Origin of the sequence: Cryobacterium sp. 10I1 (genome assembly GCF_035019805.1) — a bacterium.
GTDB lineage: Bacteria > Actinomycetota > Actinomycetes > Actinomycetales > Microbacteriaceae > Cryobacterium > Cryobacterium glucosi.
This window is the reverse complement of record NZ_JASJVF010000057.1, coordinates 1-16,594: the sequence shown is the minus strand read 5'-3', so window position 1 is coordinate 16,594 and position 16,594 is coordinate 1. Positions and strand designations below refer to the sequence as shown.

The window sequence follows — 16,594 nt, the reverse complement described above, 5'->3', positions numbered from 1 at the left end:
CCCGGGGCGCCCGGGGGGCGGCGCCCCCCCCGGTTCCGGGTGGAGGCTGCGGTGCAGCCGGTCGTGCGGGCCGGGTCAGCGGCCGAGGATGCCGCCGAGGTCGATTCCGGTGCCGGTGCCGTTCGTGGCGCCGGTGCTGCCGGAGCCGCTGAGGGCACCGTCGACGATGTCGCTGACGCTCGCACCGATGTCATCGACCGACGCCGAGGTGCCGTTGCCGGCCGGAGCGGTGACAGGAGCGGTGACGGGCGCGGTCGTGTCGGTGGTGAGCGGAGCGGTCACGGGAGCCGTGACGGCCGTGTCGTTGCCGGAGGCGACCGGGACGTCATTGCCGGACGCGACCGGGACGGAGGTGCCGTTGCCGATCGAGGCGCCGTTTCCGACGGAGTTGCCCGAGACGACCGGGCCGGAAACCAGCGGGGCGTTCAGCACGCCGCCGCCGAGGGCATCCGTGCTGGTTCCGTTCGCGCCGGACCTGTTCAGGCCGGACCCGTTCGCGTCGATGCCGCGCAGCGCGTCGTTCAGCAGGCCGAAGTCGACCGTGTTGGCCAGGCTGCTGCTGTCACTGCCCGAGGGGGAGACCGTACCGGTTTCCGCTGCCTGCGCCGGGGCGACGAAGCCGCAGACGATGAGGGCGGATGCCGCGACTCCGGTGATTCCGAATGCGGTGAGACGCTTCGTGATGGTGTTCATGAGAGCTCCATTTCGTAGTTCTGGTCCGGCCTCGGGTATTCCCCGGGCCGCACAAGTAGTCCGGAGCCCTCGTCGAGGCGGATTGGAATCCGTAGAGTGGGCTCGTGCCAGACTCTCCCAGCGCGCACCGCCGCGCGCAGCCACCGAGATTCCGGGCGCACCCGGCCCAGGCCGGCGTCGCGGCCTTCGCGCTGGCGATCCTCGTCGGCACAGCGCTGCTGATGCTGCCGATCGCGCGGGTGGGTCCCGGTGGGTCGAGCCTGCTCGAGGCGATCTTCACCGCGACGAGCGCGGTCTGCGTCACCGGGCTCGTCGTCGTCGACACCGCGACGCACTGGGCGCCCTTCGGGCAGGTCGTGATCATGCTCCTGATCCAGGTGGGCGGCCTCGGCATCATGACGTTCGCGTCCGTCGTCGGGCTCTCGGTGCTGCGGAAGATGAGCCTCCGCTCCCGGATCACTGCCGCTGCCGAGGTCAAGAGCGTCGGACTCGAGGACGTGCGCGGTCTGGTGCTCGGCGTCGTGGGGACATCCGTGCTGATCGAGCTCTGCGTCGCCGTGGTGCTGAGCCTGCGGTTCCTCTTCGGCTACGGCGAGCCGCTCGGGAGGGCGCTCTGGCTCGGGCTGTTCCACGCGGTGTCCTCGTTCAACAACGCGGGGTTCGCCCTGTTCAGCGACAACATGATCTCCTACGCGACCGACCCGTGGGTCTGCCTCCCGCTCGCCGCGGCGGTCATCCTCGGCGGTCTCGGCTTCCCCGTGCTCGTGCAGCTGCGCCGGTACCCGCGCCTGCCCCGGAAATGGGTGATGAACACCCGGCTCGTGCTCGCGGGCACCGTTGTGCTCCTCGTTGCAGGCGCCGTGTACCTCACAGCGGTCGAGTGGTCGAACCCGTCGACCCTCGGGCCGTTGGGCTGGTCGGACAAGATCCTGGTCGGATTCTTCCAGTCGGTCCAGGCGCGCACGGCGGGCTTCAACAGCATCGACTGGGGCCAGATGGACTCGGCGAGCCTGCTCGGCACCGACGTGCTCATGCTGATCGGCGGCGGCCCCGCCGGAACCGCGGGCGGCATCAAGATCACGACCTTCGCCGTCCTGTTCTTCGTCCTCGTCGCGGAGATTCGCGGCGAAGGGACGGTCACCGTGTTCGGCAAGCAGCTCGCCCGCTCGGTGCAACGCCAGGCCATCACGATCGTGCTGATCGCCGTGGCCGTTATCGCCTTCTCCACCGTCATCCTGATGCTCCTGACCGATTTCAGCCTCGACGCGCTGCTCTTCGAGGTGATCTCTGCCTTTGCTACCGTGGGGCTCTCGACCGGCATCACCGCGGCCATTCCTCCCGGCGGGCAGGTCGTGCTGATGCTGCTCATGTTCATCGGCAGGCTCGGCCCGATCGCCTTCGCGTCCGCCCTCGCACTCCGGCAGCGGCCCAGCACCTTTGAACTCCCCATAGAAAGGCCGATCATTGGCTAAGTTCTCCCTCTTCGGGCGTCGCTCGTCCTCCCGTCTCACCCAGGAGGACGCCGTTGTCGTGATCGGCCTCGGCCGGTTCGGCAGCTCCCTCGCCCTCGAGCTGATGAAAAGCGGCACCGAGGTGCTCGGGATCGACGGCGATGCCGATATCGTCCAGGCGCACAACGGCCTGCTCACCCACGTCGTGCGCGCAGACTCGACGAAAGAGGAGACCCTCCGCCAGCTCGCGGTCGCCGACTTCAGCACAGCGGTCGTCGCGATCGGCGGCGACATCCAGGCGAACATCCTCACGGCGTCGCTGCTGCTCAAGCTCGGGATCGGCAACATCTGGGCCAAGGCGGTGAGCGAACCGCACGGCGCGATCCTCGACCAGCTCGGCGTGACCCACGTGATCTATCCGGAGAAGGACATGGGCAAGCGGGTCGCGCACCTCGTGCGCGGGGTGATGCAGGACTATCTCGAGATCGGCGAGAACTTCGCCCTCGTCAAGATGGCGCCCCCTCGCGTGATCGTGGGGGTCTCGCTCGGCGAGTCCCGGGTGCGTCCGGTGCACGGCGTGACCGTGACCGCGTTCTTCCACGAGGGGGCCGGCTGGAGCTACACGACCCTCGAGACGGTTCTCGAGGCCGGCGATGTGATCCTCGTCGCGGGGGAGACCGAGCGGGTCGAGGCGTTCAGCAGGCTGCGCTAAGGCCGGCGCAGAGGTTGGCGCCGCGTAGGCTCGCCCTATGAGTAGTGCAGCAGTGGCCGCCGCCCGCTTCGTGACAGAGGCCGCGATCGGGACCCGCGTCGTCGTGCGCCGCACCATCGAGGGCGGCGTGACGGATGCCGTCGGCTACCTCCGCGCGTGCGGTCCGGCCGACTGCGTGGTCGAGACGAAACGCGGTCTCGTCACGATCGTGCTTGCCGAGATCGTGGCCGCGAAGGAAGTGCCGCCGCCGCCGGCGCCGCGTGCGCCCCGGCATCCGTTCGCCGACTGACGAGTCTCTACTGGCGGAGAATGGGGGATTCGAACCCCGGCTGTGGGCGCTGTGCGCTCACCTGTTGATGATTCTTTACTGGCGGAGAATGGGGGATTCGAACCCCCGAGGGCTCTCACCCAACACGCTTTCCAAGCGTGCGCCATAGGCCACTAGGCGAATTCTCCTGGCCGGTCATTTCCCGAAGGTAACAACCTCGAAGAATCTTACCTGTTTCTGAAGGCACTTGAGAACGCGCTGCGCAGGGACCTGCTTTTGGCTCGGTGCGGCTTTGCGCATAAACTGGGAGCGGCTCCTCGCGTGGCGCTATCTCAGCCAACTCCCCCAGGACGGAAACGTAGCAAGGGTAACTGGGCTCTGGTGGGTGCGCGAGGAGTTTTTTCATGCCCCCGCGGCCTCGAAAAGCGGATTCCGCAGGGCACTCTGACGCCCACCCGGGCCGAGGTCTGGGCATGCCGCGCACTAGTCACTACGCGCGCGTCGCATACTGCGCACAATTCCGTGATAACGATTCCATATCTACTCATAGACTGGGCTATGCGCGGATCGCGCCCCGACAGTGCCGGAGGCACCCATGGTCAACACGTCCGATAAAACCTTCTTGTGGCCCACCCAGCAGCCACGTCCGCTGAGCGATGAAGCGCTCGCGAGCGTAGACGCCTGGTGGCGAGCCGCGAATTATCTTTCGGTGGGGCAGATCTACCTGCTCGACAATCCGTTATTGCGGGAACCGTTGACCCGCGACCACATTAAGCCCCGCCTGCTCGGGCACTGGGGAACGACCCCCGGACTCAACTTCATTTATGCCCACCTGAACCGCGCGATCCAGGAACGCAAGATCAGCACCCTTTACGTCACCGGCCCCGGCCACGGTGGGCCCGGCATGGTCGCCAACGCATACCTCGACGGTACGTACACCGAGATCTACCCCGGTGTCGAGCAGAGCGAACGCGGCGTCAAGGCCCTGTTCCGCCAGTTCTCCTTCCCGGGCGGAATCCCGAGCCACGCTTCACCGGAGACCCCCGGTTCGATCCACGAGGGCGGCGAGCTCGGCTACGCGCTCAGCCACGCTTACGGCGCCGCGTTCGACAACCCCGACCTGCTCGTCGCGGCCGTCGTCGGCGACGGCGAGGCCGAGACCGGACCGCTCGCCACCAGCTGGCACTCCAACAAGTTCGTCGACCCGCTCGTCGACGGCGTCGTGCTGCCGATCCTGCACCTCAACGGGTACAAGATCGCCAACCCGACCATCCTCGCCCGCATCCCCGAAGAGGAACTCCTCGACCTGATGCGCGGTTACGGCCACAAGCCGTACATCGTTTCCGGCGGATTCAACGAGGAAGACCCGCTCCTCGTCCACCAGCGCATGGCCGAGACCCTCGACGAGGTGCTCAACGAGATCGCCGACATCAAGGCCCGCGCCCTCGCCGGCGACACCGAGCGTCCGCGCTGGCCCATGATCATCCTGCGCACCCCCAAGGGCTGGACCTGCCCGACCACGATCGACGGCCTTAAGGTCGTCGACTCCTGGCGTTCGCACCAGGTGCCGCTCAGCAACGCCCGCGACACCGAGGCGCACACCCGCCTCCTCGAGGGCTGGCTCGCCTCCTACCGTCCCGAAGAACTGTTCGACGAGTCCGGTGCGCCGGTCGCGAAGATCACCGGGCTCGCCCCGGACGGTGAGCTGCGGATGAGCGCGAACCCCGTCTCCAACGGCGGCCTGCTCCGCAAGGATCTGCGCCTTCCCGACTTCCACGACTATGCCGTCGATGTTCCCTCCCCTGGAGCCACGACGGATGAGGCCACGAAGGTCCTCGGAACCTGGCTCGCGGATGTCATCAGGGACAACCCAGACAACTTCCGGATCTTCGGGCCGGATGAGACAGCATCCAACCGTCTCGCCCCCGCCGTGTTCGCTGCGACGGAGAAGACCTGGAACGCCGAATACCACGAGGGCGACACCAACCTCGAACGCGCCGGCCGCATCATGGAGATGCTCAGCGAGCACCAGTGCCAGGGCTGGCTCGAGGGCTACCTGCTCACCGGTCGCCATGGCCTGTTCAACTGCTACGAGGCCTTCATCCACATCGTCGACTCGATGTTCAACCAGCACGCGAAGTGGCTCAAGGTCACCCGCGAGATCCCGTGGCGCCGCTCGATCTCGAGCCTCAACTACCTGCTCTCCTCGCACGTCTGGCGCCAGGACCACAACGGCTTCTCCCACCAGGACCCGGGCTTCATCGACCACGTCGTGAACAAGAGCGCGGATGTCGTGCGCGTCTACCTGCCCTTCGACGCGAACACGCTGCTCTCGATCTACGACCACTGCCTGCGCAGCGTCGACTACGTGAACGTCGTCGTCGCAGGCAAGCAGCCCGCGCCGAACTGGCTCACCATGGACCAGGCCGTCGCACACTGCGACCGCGGCCTCGGCATCTTCGACTGGGCAGGCACCGAAATCGCCGGCACCGAACCGGATGTCGTCCTCGCCGCAGCCGGAGAGGTCCCGACCCTCGAGATCCTCGCCGCCGCCGCGATCCTGCGCGAAGCGATGCCCGACCTCAAGGTCCGCGTCGTCAACGTCGTCGACCTGATGCGCCTGCAGTCCGAGGCGGACCACCCGCACGGACTCAGCGACGCCGAGTTCGACGCCTACTTCACCGCGAACAAGCCGATCGTGTTCGCATACCACGGGTACCCGTGGCTGATCCACCGCCTGACCTACAAGCGCCACGGACACGCGAACCTGCACGCCCGCGGGTACAAGGAAAACGGCACCACGACGACACCGTTCGACATGGTCATGCTCAACGACCTCGACCGGTATCACCTGGTGATGGACGTTATCGACCGCGTCCCCGGACTCGGCGCGCGCGCCGGTGTTCTCCGCCAGGAGATGCAGGATGCCCGCCTCCGCGCCCGCGGCTACACGCGTGCGTTCGGTGAGGACATTCCCGCGGTCACCGAGTGGGTGTGGGATGCGAACGGCATCGGCGCCACCCCGGTCGATGTGGGACTTTCCACAGGTGGGGATAACGTCTAATCGTGGCTGACAGTATCTACATCACCTCCGCCGAGGGTTATACAGGCAAATCTACGATCGCGCTGGGTGTTCTGGACACCCTGCTTCGTTCGGTCGAACGGGTCGGCGTTTTCCGTCCCGTCGCCCGTTCTTCCAACCATCCCGACTACGTGCTCGAGCTCCTGCTCGAGCACCTCTCCGCAGGCAAGGCCGCAAGTGCGACCGCTGCAACGAGCACCCCGCTCACCTACGACGAATGCGTAGGCGTACATTATGACGAAGTCCACCTCGACCCCGATGCGGCACTCGGCCGTATCGTGCAGCGTTACAAGGCCGTCGAGGCCCAGTGTGACGCGGTCGTCGTCATCGGAAGCGATTACACCGACGTCGGCAGCCCCACCGAGCTCGCCTTCAACCTCCGCATCGCCGCCAACCTGGGCGTCCCTGTGCTGCTGGTTCTCGGTGGACGCGTGGGCTCCGGCCAGGGCGAGACGCTCAACCAGGATGACAGGCTCGGCCAGAGCGACCCGCGCACGCCGGACGACATCCGCCAGTTGACGGATGTCACCATCGCCGAACTGCGCAACGAGCACGTCTCGCTGCTCGGCGTCATCGTCAACCGGGCAGATCCGACGCGCCTGGACGACGTGATCGGCGCCGTCCGCGACGTCGTCGACGCCCCCGGAAGCGAACTCGCGAACGTGCCGGTCTGGGCGCTTCCCGAGGACCCGTACATCGTCGCACCGAGCATGAAGAGCATCCTCAAGGCCGTGAAGGGAACCCTCGTCAAGGGGGACCCCGCGCTCCTGTCCCGTGAGGCCCTCGGAGTCGTCGTCGCGGCGATGTCGATGGTGAACGTGTTGCCCCGCCTGTTCGACGGGGCCGTCGTGCTCATCCCGAGCGACCGTCCCGATGTGCTCCTCGCCGTGCTGATGGCGAACTCCTCTGCGACGTTCCCCTCGATCGCGGGCATCATCCTCGTCGGCGGCTTCGACCTCCCGACGGAGATCGAACAGCTCGTCGAGGGGCTCGCTTCTTCGGTGCCGATCATCCGTACCGAACTCGCGTCCTACGAGGCCGCGGTGCGCATCACGCACACCCCCGGCCGGATGGCCGCGGATTCGCAGCGCAAGCTCGACACCGCGCTCGCCCTCTTCGAAGGCCACGTCGAGGCATCCGTTCTGCTCGATCGCCTCAAGGTGAGCCGCGCCGACGTCGTGACGCCGCTCATGTTCGAGTACACGCTGCTCGAACGTGCCCGGAAGAACCGCAAGCGCATCGTGATGCCCGAGGGGGAGGACGACCGCGTGCTGCGCGCCGCCGCGACCCTGCTGGCCCGCGATGTCGCAGACATCATCATTCTCGGGGAAGAGGTCGAGGTCCGCTCCCGCGCGATCGGGCTCGGCATCGACATCGGGAAGGCCCAGGTGATCAGCCCCTTCAACGAGGAGCTCCGCACCAAGTTCGCCACAGAGTACGCCCGCCTGCGCGCTCACAAGGGCGTCACCATCGACCAGGCCAGGGACGTCGTCACCGACGTGTCCTACTTCGGCACGATGATGGTGCAGATGGGACTGGCCGACGGCATGGTCTCCGGTGCGACGCACACCACGGCGCACACGATCCGCCCGAGCTTCGAGATCATCAAGACCCGCCCGAACACGTCCGTCGTGTCGAGCGTGTTCCTGATGGCCCTCGCGGACAAGGTCCTCGTCTACGGTGACTGCGCCGTGAACCCCGACCCGACCGCAGAGCAGCTCGCCGACATCGCCATCTCCGCTTCGGAGACGGCCGTCGAGTTCGGCATCGAGCCGCGCATCGCGATGCTGTCGTACTCGACAGGCGAGTCGGGCAAGGGGGCGGACGTCGACAAGGTCCGCGCCGCGACCGCGCTCGTCCGCGAGCGTCGCCCCGACCTTCTCATCGAGGGCCCGATCCAGTACGACGCGGCAGCGGATGCTGCTGTCGCCGCTGTGAAGATGCCGGCTTCGGCCGTGGCCGGCCGGGCCACCGTCTTCATCTTCCCGGACCTCAACACCGGCAACAACACCTACAAGGCCGTCCAGCGCAGTGCTGGCGCCCTCGCGCTCGGCCCTGTCCTGCAGGGCTTGCGCAAACCGATCAACGACCTTTCCCGAGGAGCACTTGTGCAGGACATCGTCAACACCGTTGCGATCACCGCAATCCAGGCGGCGTCACTCGACTCCGCTGCCGCCGCTGCTGCCGCGACTGCGACGGTCTCAGCATGAGCGCCGTCCTGGTCATCAACTCCGGTTCCTCGTCGTTCAAGTACCAGCTGATCGACATGCAGACGGAGACCGAGCTCGCGAGCGGTCTCGTCGAGCGCATCGGTGAGGCGAGCGGGCACGCCCGTCACACCGCCGCCGGTTCCGACCGCGTCGAGCAGACGCTGCCGATCCCGGACCACACCGCCGGATTCGCCGTGATGCTCGCCGCGTTCGCCGCCAGCGGCCCGCAGCTCAGCACGGCGAACCTTGTGGCCGTCGGCCACCGGGTCGTGCAGGGTGGCAGTATCTTCCAGGGTCCGACCGTGATCGATGACGAGGTGCTCGCCCAGATCAGCGCGCTCTCCGACCTCGCGCCGCTCCACAACCCGGCACACGTTCAGGGCATCAACGCGGCCAGGGCACAGTTCCCGGACGTGCCCCACGTCGCCGTCTTCGACACGTCGTTCCACCAGACGATGCCGGCACCGGCGTACACCTACGCGATCGACACCGCGCTGGCCGCCGAGTACGGCATCCGTCGTTATGGAGCACACGGCAGCTCGCACAAGTTCGTGTCCGAAGCCGCTGCGGAGTTCCTCGGCCGCCCGCTCGCCGAGCTCAAGACCATCGTGCTGCACCTCGGAAACGGGGCGTCGGCGTGCGCGGTCGACGGTGGAAAGTCCATCGACACCTCGATGGGCCTCACCCCGCTGCAGGGACTCGTCATGGGTACCCGCTCCGGCGACATCGACCCCGCCGTGCTGTTCCACCTGCACCGCAAGGCCGGCATGTCGATCGAAGAGCTCGACACCCTGCTGAACAAGAAGAGCGGCATGCTCGGACTGACCGGCAACGGTGACATGCGCGACGTCGAGGACGCCGCGATAGCCGGGGACGCGGTCGCCCAGGCTGCCCTCGACGTCTACTACCACCGCATCCGCGGTTACGTGGGCAACTACATCGCCCAGCTCGGTGGACTCGACGTGATCGTCTTCACCGCCGGTATCGGCGAGAATTCGGGAATCATCCGGGCCGGCGCCCTCGCCGGACTCGAATTCCTCGGCATCGAGATCGACCCGGCGAAGAACGACCCGTTCTCCCGGGTCGCCCGCGTCATCTCGACCGATGACTCGAAGGTCACCGTGCTCGTCATCCCGACGAACGAGGAGCTGGAGATCGCTCGCCAGACCCTCGCCGTCATCTAGCAGCACCGAAGTCGACGGCCGCTCCCTTCGGGGGCGGCCGTCGCGTGCGTTAACGCACCCCGCTACTGCTCGCGAGAGTGCACTTTTGGCCCTTAAAACGGCGGTTTAGGGGCCAAAAGTGCGCTCTCGCGAACGGGGCGTGGCGGATACCTCAGGCGGTTCTGGGGGCTGTGCTTCCGCGCACCACGAGGTGCGTGGGCACGATCGTGGTGCCAGGAACGGACGCACCGGGGGAATCGATCTGCCGCAGGAGCTTCTCGATGCAGAGCCGGCCGACCTGGGCGAAGTCCTGGTGCACCGTCGTCAGTGGGGGCCAGAATTCACCGGACTCGCGCATGTCGTCGAAGCCGACGACGCTCACGTCGGCGGGCAGGGCCCGGCCGGCCTCATGCATCGCGCGCATCACACCGAGGGCCATCTGGTCGTTGGACGCGAAGATGGCCGTGACGAGCGGGTCGGCGGCGAGGGTCACCCCGTGCACGTAGCCGCTCTGCGCACTCCAGTCCCCTTCGAGCACGGGGGGCACCGGGGCACCGGCCGCCTTCAGGGTGTTGCGCCACGACGCCGTGCGGCGACCGGCCGAGAAGGAGGACTCCGGGCCGGCGATGTGCCAGACCGTGCGGTGACCGAGGTCGAGCAGGTGCTGGGTGGCCAGGCGGGCGCCCTCGGTCTGGTCGGTGTCGACGACCGTGTACCGGGAACCGGCGTCGGAGTCGACGATGACGACGGGAAGCCCGGTCGGCACGGTCACGTCGATCCGGTCGAGCATGTGGGCTTCCATGATGATCACGATGCCGTCGACGGCCTGCTCGGCCAGCCGGGTCACGGCGCCGGTGACCGCACCCTGGGTGGGTCTCGTCACCGGGATGAGGGTGATCGAGTACCCGGCCTCCGCGGCCGCCATCGCCACCGCGTCGAGCGTGCGCATGTTGCCGAAGCTCGACAGGGTGAACATGATCACGCCGATGGTGCTGAACCGGCCCGACTTGAGGGCGCGGGCGGCGCTGTTCGGGCGGTAGCCGATCTCATCCATGGCCGCGAGCACGCGGTCCCGGGTGTCGGAGTCGACATTGCTGCGGGCGTTCACCACCCGGGAAACGGTCTGGGACGAGACGCCGGCCAGGGCCGCGACATCCGCCATCGACGGCAGGCGCTGCACACCGCGGGTCAGGGGACTCTGGGGAGTCGGGTGAGTCGGGTGACTCGGGGGAGTCGAGGGCGCGGAGGTGCCGGCGCCTTCAGCGGGGCTGATCTTTGCCACGTTCCCTCCCGGGTCCCGGAAAATGCTTCCGTATGTTTACGTAAACATGCTAGCGTGCTTACACGTCATGTTTACGCAAACATGACCAGGAACCTCGAACTCCATCATCCGCCGCACCACACTATCGAGTCAGAGAAACAGGAATGACGACGCTGTCAACGCTCACCCCCAGCGGCCAGGCGCTTTCCGGCCCACGGAAGCCGCACGTGCAGAAGCGCGACTGGACCGGCTGGAAGTTCATCGCCCCGTTCATGGTCGTCTTCACCCTCGTCCTGATCGCTCCGGTGCTGTATTCGATCTACCTGAGCTTCTTCAAGGAACAGCTCGTCGGGGGCAACTCCTTCGTCGGCTTCGCGAACTACGGCCAGGCGCTCACGGATCCCCAGTTCTGGGAGTCGATGGGGCGGGTGACCCTGTTCTTCGTCGTACAGGTTCCGATCATGCTCGGTATCGCACTCTTCGCCGCCCTCGCGATCGACAGTGCGCGCCTGCACCTGTCCAGCTTCTTCCGCATCGCGATCTTCCTGCCGTACGCCGTTCCCGCGGTGGTCGCCACCCTGATGTGGGGCTTCATGTACGGCACGAAGTTCGGCCTGGTCGGCAATCTCAACGACTTCTTCCACCTCGCCATTCCTGACCCGCTCGGGAGCAGCTGGGTGCTCGCGAGCATCGGCAACATCGTCACCTGGGAATTCATCGGCTACAACATGATCCTGTTCTATGCGGCGCTCCGGGTGATCCCGACCGACCTCTATGAGGCGGCCTCCCTCGACGGCGCCGGCGCCTTCCGCATCATCCGCAGCATCAAGATGCCGGCGCTGCGTCCCGCCATCGTGATCGGCGGCATCTTCTCGGTCATCGGCAGCTTCCAGCTCTTCAACGAGCCGAGCATCCTGCAGTCCCTGGCGCCCAACACCATCTCGACCTATTTCTCCCCGAACATGTACGCGTACAACCTGTCGTTCGCGGGCCAGCAGTACAACTATTCGGCCACCATCGCGATCATCGTCGGCCTCTTCACTGCCGTCATCGCCTACATCGTGCAGAACTCCGGTTCGCGGAAGGAGGTCTGAGATGTCCACCACTGACCAGGCCAGAGTGAACGTGCCCGCAAGCCAGGCCAGGGCCCCACGGATGTCCCGCTACACCCGGACGAACAAGTCCAACCAGGGCCTGCACACAAAGAAGTCGATCCTGCTCACCATCATCATGGGCGCGCTGGTCCTCTACAGCCTGCTGCCCTTGTTCTGGCTCTTCGTGAACTCGACCAAGACCCAGGCCGAGCTGCTCAACTCCTTCGGCCTCTGGTTCAGCGGCCCGAACGCACTCTGGGACAACATCGTCGCAACCGTCACCTACAACGACGGAGTCTTCGTCCGCTGGTTCGGGAACACCCTGATGTACGTCGTCGTCGGGGCGGGAGGGGCCACCTTCCTCGCGGCACTCGGCGGCTACGGGCTGGCCAAATTCAACTTCCCGGGCAAGAAGGCCGTCTTCGCCGTCGTGCTCGGTGCCGTGGCGATCCCCGGCACGGCCCTCGCGGTCCCGACCTTCCTCATGTTCAGCCAGATGGGCCTCACGAACACGCCCTGGGCGGTCATCCTGCCCTCGTTGATCAGCCCGTTCGGTCTGTACCTGATCTGGACCTACGCCCTCGATGCCGTGCCGACCGAGGTACTCGAGGCCGCACGCATGGACGGGGCAGGCGAATTCCGCACCTTCTTCACCATCTCCCTCAAGCTCCTCGCCCCAGGCCTCGTGACCGTGCTCCTGTTCACCCTCGTGGCCACCTGGAACAACTACTTCCTGCCCCTGATCATGCTGAGCGAACCGACCTGGTACCCGCTCACCGTCGGACTCAAGCAGTGGAGCAATCAGGCCCAGACCGTCGGCGGCGACGTGATCTACAACCTCGTGATCACCGGTTCGATGCTCACAATCATCCCGATCGTCGTCGCGTTCCTGTTCCTGCAGCGCTACTGGCAGTCCGGCCTCGCCGCCGGCAGCGTCAAGGCGTGACCCCCCCCGACCCATTCGACCGCACCACCTGTCCCGCATCGCAGTTCATCCATTTACAAGGAAGTGAAAGGCATTTCATGAAAGCACCACACAGCACCAGGAAGGCACTGCGTCGCACCGCGGTCGTCGTCGCCACCGGACTCGCGCTCAGCATGTCCCTCGCAGCGTGTTCCGGATCCGGAACCGGATCGACAGCATCGTCGACCGCCAGCGCCGCGGACATCACCGCGGCCCTGAACGAGAAGTCGACCATCACCGTCTGGGCGTGGGCCCCGGCCGTGGAGAAGATCGCCGCGGCGTTCGAGAAGGAACACCCGAATGTGACCGTCAAGGTCGTCAACGCGGGAACCGGCAACGATCAGTACATCAAGCTCCAGAACGCGATCAAGGCAGGGTCCGGCGCGCCGGACATCGCCCAGATCGAGTATTACGCGCTTCCGCAGTTCGCGTTGTCCAAGTCGCTCGCCGACCTCAGCGCATACGGCTTCGACTCGTACGCGTCCGAATACACCGACAGCACCTGGGGATCGGTCAAGCTCGGCGACGGCATCTACGCCCTCCCGCAGGACTCCGGCCCCATGGCCATGTTCTACAACAAGGCCGTCTTCGACAAGTACGGCCTCACCGTTCCCACCACCTGGGACGAGTACGTCGCAACGGCCAAGAAGCTGCACGAGGCCAACCCGAACGCCTACATCACCAACGACACCGGCGACGCCGGCTTCACCACGAGCATGATCTGGCAGGCCGGCGGCCAGCCGTACACCACGACGGACTCCACCAAGGTCAGCATCAACCTCCAGGACGCGGGCTCGAAGAAGTTCGCAGACACCTGGAACACGCTGCTCAGCAACGACCTCCTCGCCGCAACGCCCAGCTGGAGCGACGAATGGTACAAGGGCCTCGGCGACGGCACCATCGCCACCCTCAACATCGGTGCCTGGATGCCCGGCAACCTCGAGTCCGGTGTGAAGGAAGCCGCCGGTGACTGGCGGGTCGCACCGCTGCCGACGTACACGGCAGGCGACAAGGCAAGCGCCGAGAACGGCGGCGGTGGAGATGCCATCCTCGAGCAGAGCAAGAACAAGCTCGTCGCAGCCGGTTTCCTCCAGTACATGAACGAGGGCGCGGGCACCCAGATCTCGATCGACGCCGGCGGATTCCCGTCGACCGTCGCCGACCTGAACTCCGACGCGTTCCTGAACGCCACGAGCGACTACTTCGGCGGCCAGAAGATCAACCAGGTCCTCGTGCAGTCCGCGAAGGACGTCGTTCCCGGCTGGAGCTACCTCCCGTTCCAGGTCTACTCGAACAGCATCTTCAAGGACACGGTCGGCCAGGCGTATGCCGCCAAGTCCGACCTCAATGCCGGGTTGACCGCGTGGCAGAAGGCCACCGCGGACTACGGCAACCAGCAGGGCTTCACCGTCACCAGCAAGTAGCATCCTGCGCCACCGTCGTACCGAACAAAGAGGATCTTCTCCCGTGTTGCACGCCCGGCTCAGCATCACCCGCGACAACGTTGTGGCACCCGTTTCGCCCCGGATCTTCGGCTCCTTCGTCGAACACATGGGCCGCGCCGTGTACACGGGCATCTACGAGCCCGGTCATCCCGCCGCGAATGCGGAGGGATTCCGCCAGGACGTGCTCGACCTGGTGCGGGAACTGAACCCGAGCCTCGTCCGCTATCCCGGAGGCAACTTCGTCTCCGGCTTCCGCTGGGAAGACAGCGTCGGCCCCCGCGACACGCGCCCCGTGCGCCTCGACGTGGCGTGGCACAGCATCGAGACCAACGAGGTCGGCCTGCACGAATTCGCGGCCTGGGCGGAGACCGCGGGCGTCGAGGTGATGCAGGCCGTGAACCTGGGCACCCGGGGCGTCGCGGAAGCCGCGGCCCTGCTCGAATACGCCAACCACCCGGGGGGCACCACCCGCTCCGAGGAGCGCAGGGCCAACGGTCGCACGGAACCGTTCGGCATCCGCGTCTGGTGCCTCGGCAACGAAATGGACGGCCCCTGGCAGATCGGCCACAAGACCGCCGAGGAATACGGGCGCCTCGCCGCCGAGACCGCCCGGGTGATGAAATGGGTCGACCCCACCATCGAACTCGTCGTCGCCGGCAGCTCCAACGCCGAAATGCCCACCTTCGGCAGCTGGGAACGCACGGTGCTCGGGCACACCATCGACCTCGTCGACCACATCTCCCTGCACGCCTACTACGAGGAGAAGCCCGGCGACCTCGGCAGCTTCCTGGCCTCCGGCGTCGGCCTGGACCGCTTCATCGGAGACGTCGCCGCGATCGTCGACGAGGTGGCGGCCGAACGGGGCGTCGACCGCTTCATCGGCATCAGCGTCGACGAGTGGAACGTCTGGTACCAGACCCGCTTCAACGAGGTGGACAAGGCGGACCTGCTCACCGGCGACTGGAACGCCCACCCCCGCCTGATCGAAGACGAGTACAACGTCAGCGACGCCGTCGTCGTCGGTTCCCTGCTGATCTCCCTGCTGCGCAACAGCGACCGGGTCTCGATGGCCAACCTCGCCCAACTCGTGAATGTGATCGCCCCGATCAGGTCCGAACCCGGCGGACCGGCCTGGCGACAGACCACGTTCTTCCCCTTCGCGTTGACCACGGGCGCAGCCCGCGGCGACGTGCTGGCCACCGCGATCCACTCCGACACCTACGAAACCGTCGCCCACGGCACCGTCGACGTAGCGGATGCCGCCGCGACGGCCACCGACGACGAGGTCGTGCTGTATCTCGTGAACCGGTCGAGCACCACCCCGCTCACCCTGGACGTGGACCTGGCCGGGGCACCCGCCGGAGCGATCCGGTCCGCGCGGAGCGTGCACGCCCCGGACGGCGGCGACCGGTTCAGCACGAATGCCCTCGATCATCAGGAGACGGTGGCACCCGTCGAGCTCACGGGCCTGACGCTGTCGGAAGACGGCGCCCGCCTCACCGCGGTGCTGCCGGCACTGTCCTGGTCCATCGTCCGCCTGGCCGCCCGGAGCGCGTCATGAGCACCATGAGCGCGACCATCGCGGCAACATCGACAGCGACCCGCTGGGTGCGCTGGCCGGATGCGCACACCCTCGCCGACGGAACGGAGAGCCTGGCGTCCGGAACCGCACGTATCGCATACGGCGCCGACTACAACCCCGAACAGTGGCCGGAGGCGGTCTGGGCCGACGACATGCGGCTGATGCGCGAGGCCGGCGTGAACATCGTCAGCGTCGGCATCTTCTCCTGGGCGCTGCTGCAGCCCACCATCGACAGCTGGGATTTCGGCTGGCTCGACCGCGCCCTCGACCTGCTGCACGCCAACGGCATCGCCGTCGACCTCGCCACCGCAACCGCGAGCCCGCCACCCTGGCTGACCGAGGCGCACCCCGAGGTGCTGCCCGTGAACCGGCTCGGCGAGACCATCTGGCCCGGCGGCCGCCAGCAGTGGCGTCCGACCTCACCGGTCTTCCGCCGGTACGCACTGGCCCTCGTCGAGAAGATGGCCATGCGCTACGCCGGCCATCCCGCACTCGCCATGTGGCACATCAGCAACGAACTCGGCTGCCACAACGTCTACGACTACTCTGACGACGCCGCTGCGGCCTTCCGCGGCTGGCTCGCAGGCCGGTACGGCTCGCTCGTCGAACTCAACCGGGCCTGGGGCACCGCGTTCTGGTCCCAGAACTACTCGAGCTGGAGCCAGATCC

At 66.7% G+C, this 16,594-nt stretch carries 13 protein-coding genes, 1 tRNA gene and 1 other RNA gene; 12 read left to right on the top strand and 3 right to left on the bottom strand.

Annotated features, from left to right (window positions below; all coding sequences use genetic code 11):
* Positions 1-75: 75 nt before the first annotated feature.
* Positions 76-693: a hypothetical protein gene (locus QN345_RS07630; protein ID WP_322188482.1), complete on the bottom strand. Its 618-nt coding sequence runs from the start codon at positions 691-693 to the stop codon at positions 76-78.
* A 104-nt stretch (positions 694-797) separates the two neighbouring features.
* Between QN345_RS07630 and QN345_RS07625 the strand changes: the two genes are divergently transcribed.
* The 3 genes from QN345_RS07625 to QN345_RS07615 are packed head-to-tail and all read left to right on the top strand — an operon-like array spanning position 798 to position 3,145.
* Positions 798-2,165 carry a TrkH family potassium uptake protein gene (locus QN345_RS07625; protein WP_322137128.1) on the top strand — a complete coding sequence of 456 codons (1,368 nt, stop codon included), beginning with the start codon at positions 798-800 and terminating at the stop codon, positions 2,163-2,165.
* Positions 2,158-2,856 carry a potassium channel family protein gene (locus tag QN345_RS07620; RefSeq protein WP_134558026.1) on the top strand — a complete coding sequence of 233 codons (699 nt, stop codon included), beginning with the start codon at positions 2,158-2,160 and terminating at the stop codon, positions 2,854-2,856. The genes QN345_RS07625 and QN345_RS07620 overlap by 8 nt, the downstream gene beginning before the upstream one ends.
* Before the next feature lie 37 nt (positions 2,857-2,893).
* Positions 2,894-3,145, top strand: coding sequence for a ferrous iron transport protein A (locus QN345_RS07615; protein WP_134446880.1), 252 nt, complete (start codon positions 2,894-2,896; stop codon positions 3,143-3,145).
* A gap of 79 nt (positions 3,146-3,224) precedes the next feature.
* Here the strand turns inward: QN345_RS07615 and QN345_RS07610 are convergent.
* Positions 3,225-3,312: transfer RNA gene (locus tag QN345_RS07610), tRNA-Ser, on the bottom strand.
* Positions 3,313-3,432: 120 nt separating this feature from the next.
* On the opposite strand from QN345_RS07610, the gene ffs reads away from it, so the two are divergent.
* The 4 genes from ffs to QN345_RS07590 all read left to right on the top strand — a co-directional run bounded on the left by ffs (position 3,433) and on the right by QN345_RS07590 (position 9,600).
* Positions 3,433-3,529: signal recognition particle sRNA small type (ffs, locus tag QN345_RS07605), an RNA gene on the top strand.
* Between the two features lie 190 nt (positions 3,530-3,719).
* Complete coding sequence (locus QN345_RS07600) at positions 3,720-6,188, top strand: phosphoketolase family protein (RefSeq protein ID WP_322188480.1); 2,469 nt, start codon at positions 3,720-3,722, stop codon at positions 6,186-6,188.
* 2 nt (positions 6,189-6,190) lie between these two features.
* Positions 6,191-8,416, top strand: coding sequence for a phosphate acetyltransferase (gene pta / locus QN345_RS07595; RefSeq protein WP_134449848.1), 2,226 nt, complete (start codon positions 6,191-6,193; stop codon positions 8,414-8,416).
* Positions 8,413-9,600, top strand: a complete 1,188-nt coding sequence (locus tag QN345_RS07590; RefSeq protein WP_134449849.1) for an acetate/propionate family kinase — start codon at positions 8,413-8,415, stop codon at positions 9,598-9,600. The genes pta and QN345_RS07590 overlap by 4 nt, the downstream gene beginning before the upstream one ends.
* 151 nt (positions 9,601-9,751) lie before the next feature.
* Here the strand turns inward: QN345_RS07590 and QN345_RS07585 are convergent, their stop codons facing one another.
* Complete coding sequence (locus tag QN345_RS07585; RefSeq protein WP_134450071.1) at positions 9,752-10,741, bottom strand: LacI family DNA-binding transcriptional regulator; 990 nt, start codon at positions 10,739-10,741, stop codon at positions 9,752-9,754.
* Between the two features lie 263 nt (positions 10,742-11,004).
* Here QN345_RS07585 and QN345_RS07580 point away from each other — a divergent pair, with 263 nt between their 5' ends.
* The 5 genes from QN345_RS07580 to QN345_RS07560 all read left to right on the top strand — a co-directional run.
* Positions 11,005-11,934, top strand: coding sequence for a carbohydrate ABC transporter permease (locus QN345_RS07580; RefSeq protein WP_134449850.1), 930 nt, complete (start codon positions 11,005-11,007; stop codon positions 11,932-11,934).
* 61 nt (positions 11,935-11,995) lie between these two features.
* A complete protein-coding gene (locus tag QN345_RS07575) occupies positions 11,996-12,880 on the top strand; it encodes a carbohydrate ABC transporter permease (RefSeq protein WP_241975181.1) in 885 nt (294 codons plus the stop codon).
* Positions 12,881-12,957: 77 nt separating this feature from the next.
* Positions 12,958-14,322: an ABC transporter substrate-binding protein gene (locus QN345_RS07570; RefSeq protein ID WP_134449852.1), complete on the top strand. Its 1,365-nt coding sequence runs from the start codon at positions 12,958-12,960 to the stop codon at positions 14,320-14,322.
* Positions 14,323-14,365: 43 nt separating this feature from the next.
* The gene (locus tag QN345_RS07565) at positions 14,366-15,904 is read left to right on the top strand and encodes an alpha-N-arabinofuranosidase (protein ID WP_322188478.1); all 1,539 of its coding nucleotides are present in this window, start codon (positions 14,366-14,368) and stop codon (positions 15,902-15,904) included.
* Positions 15,901-16,594: beta-galactosidase (locus tag QN345_RS07560; RefSeq protein ID WP_323508544.1), on the top strand; the 694-nt coding region annotated here is incomplete at its 3' end. The genes QN345_RS07565 and QN345_RS07560, both read left to right, overlap by 4 nt.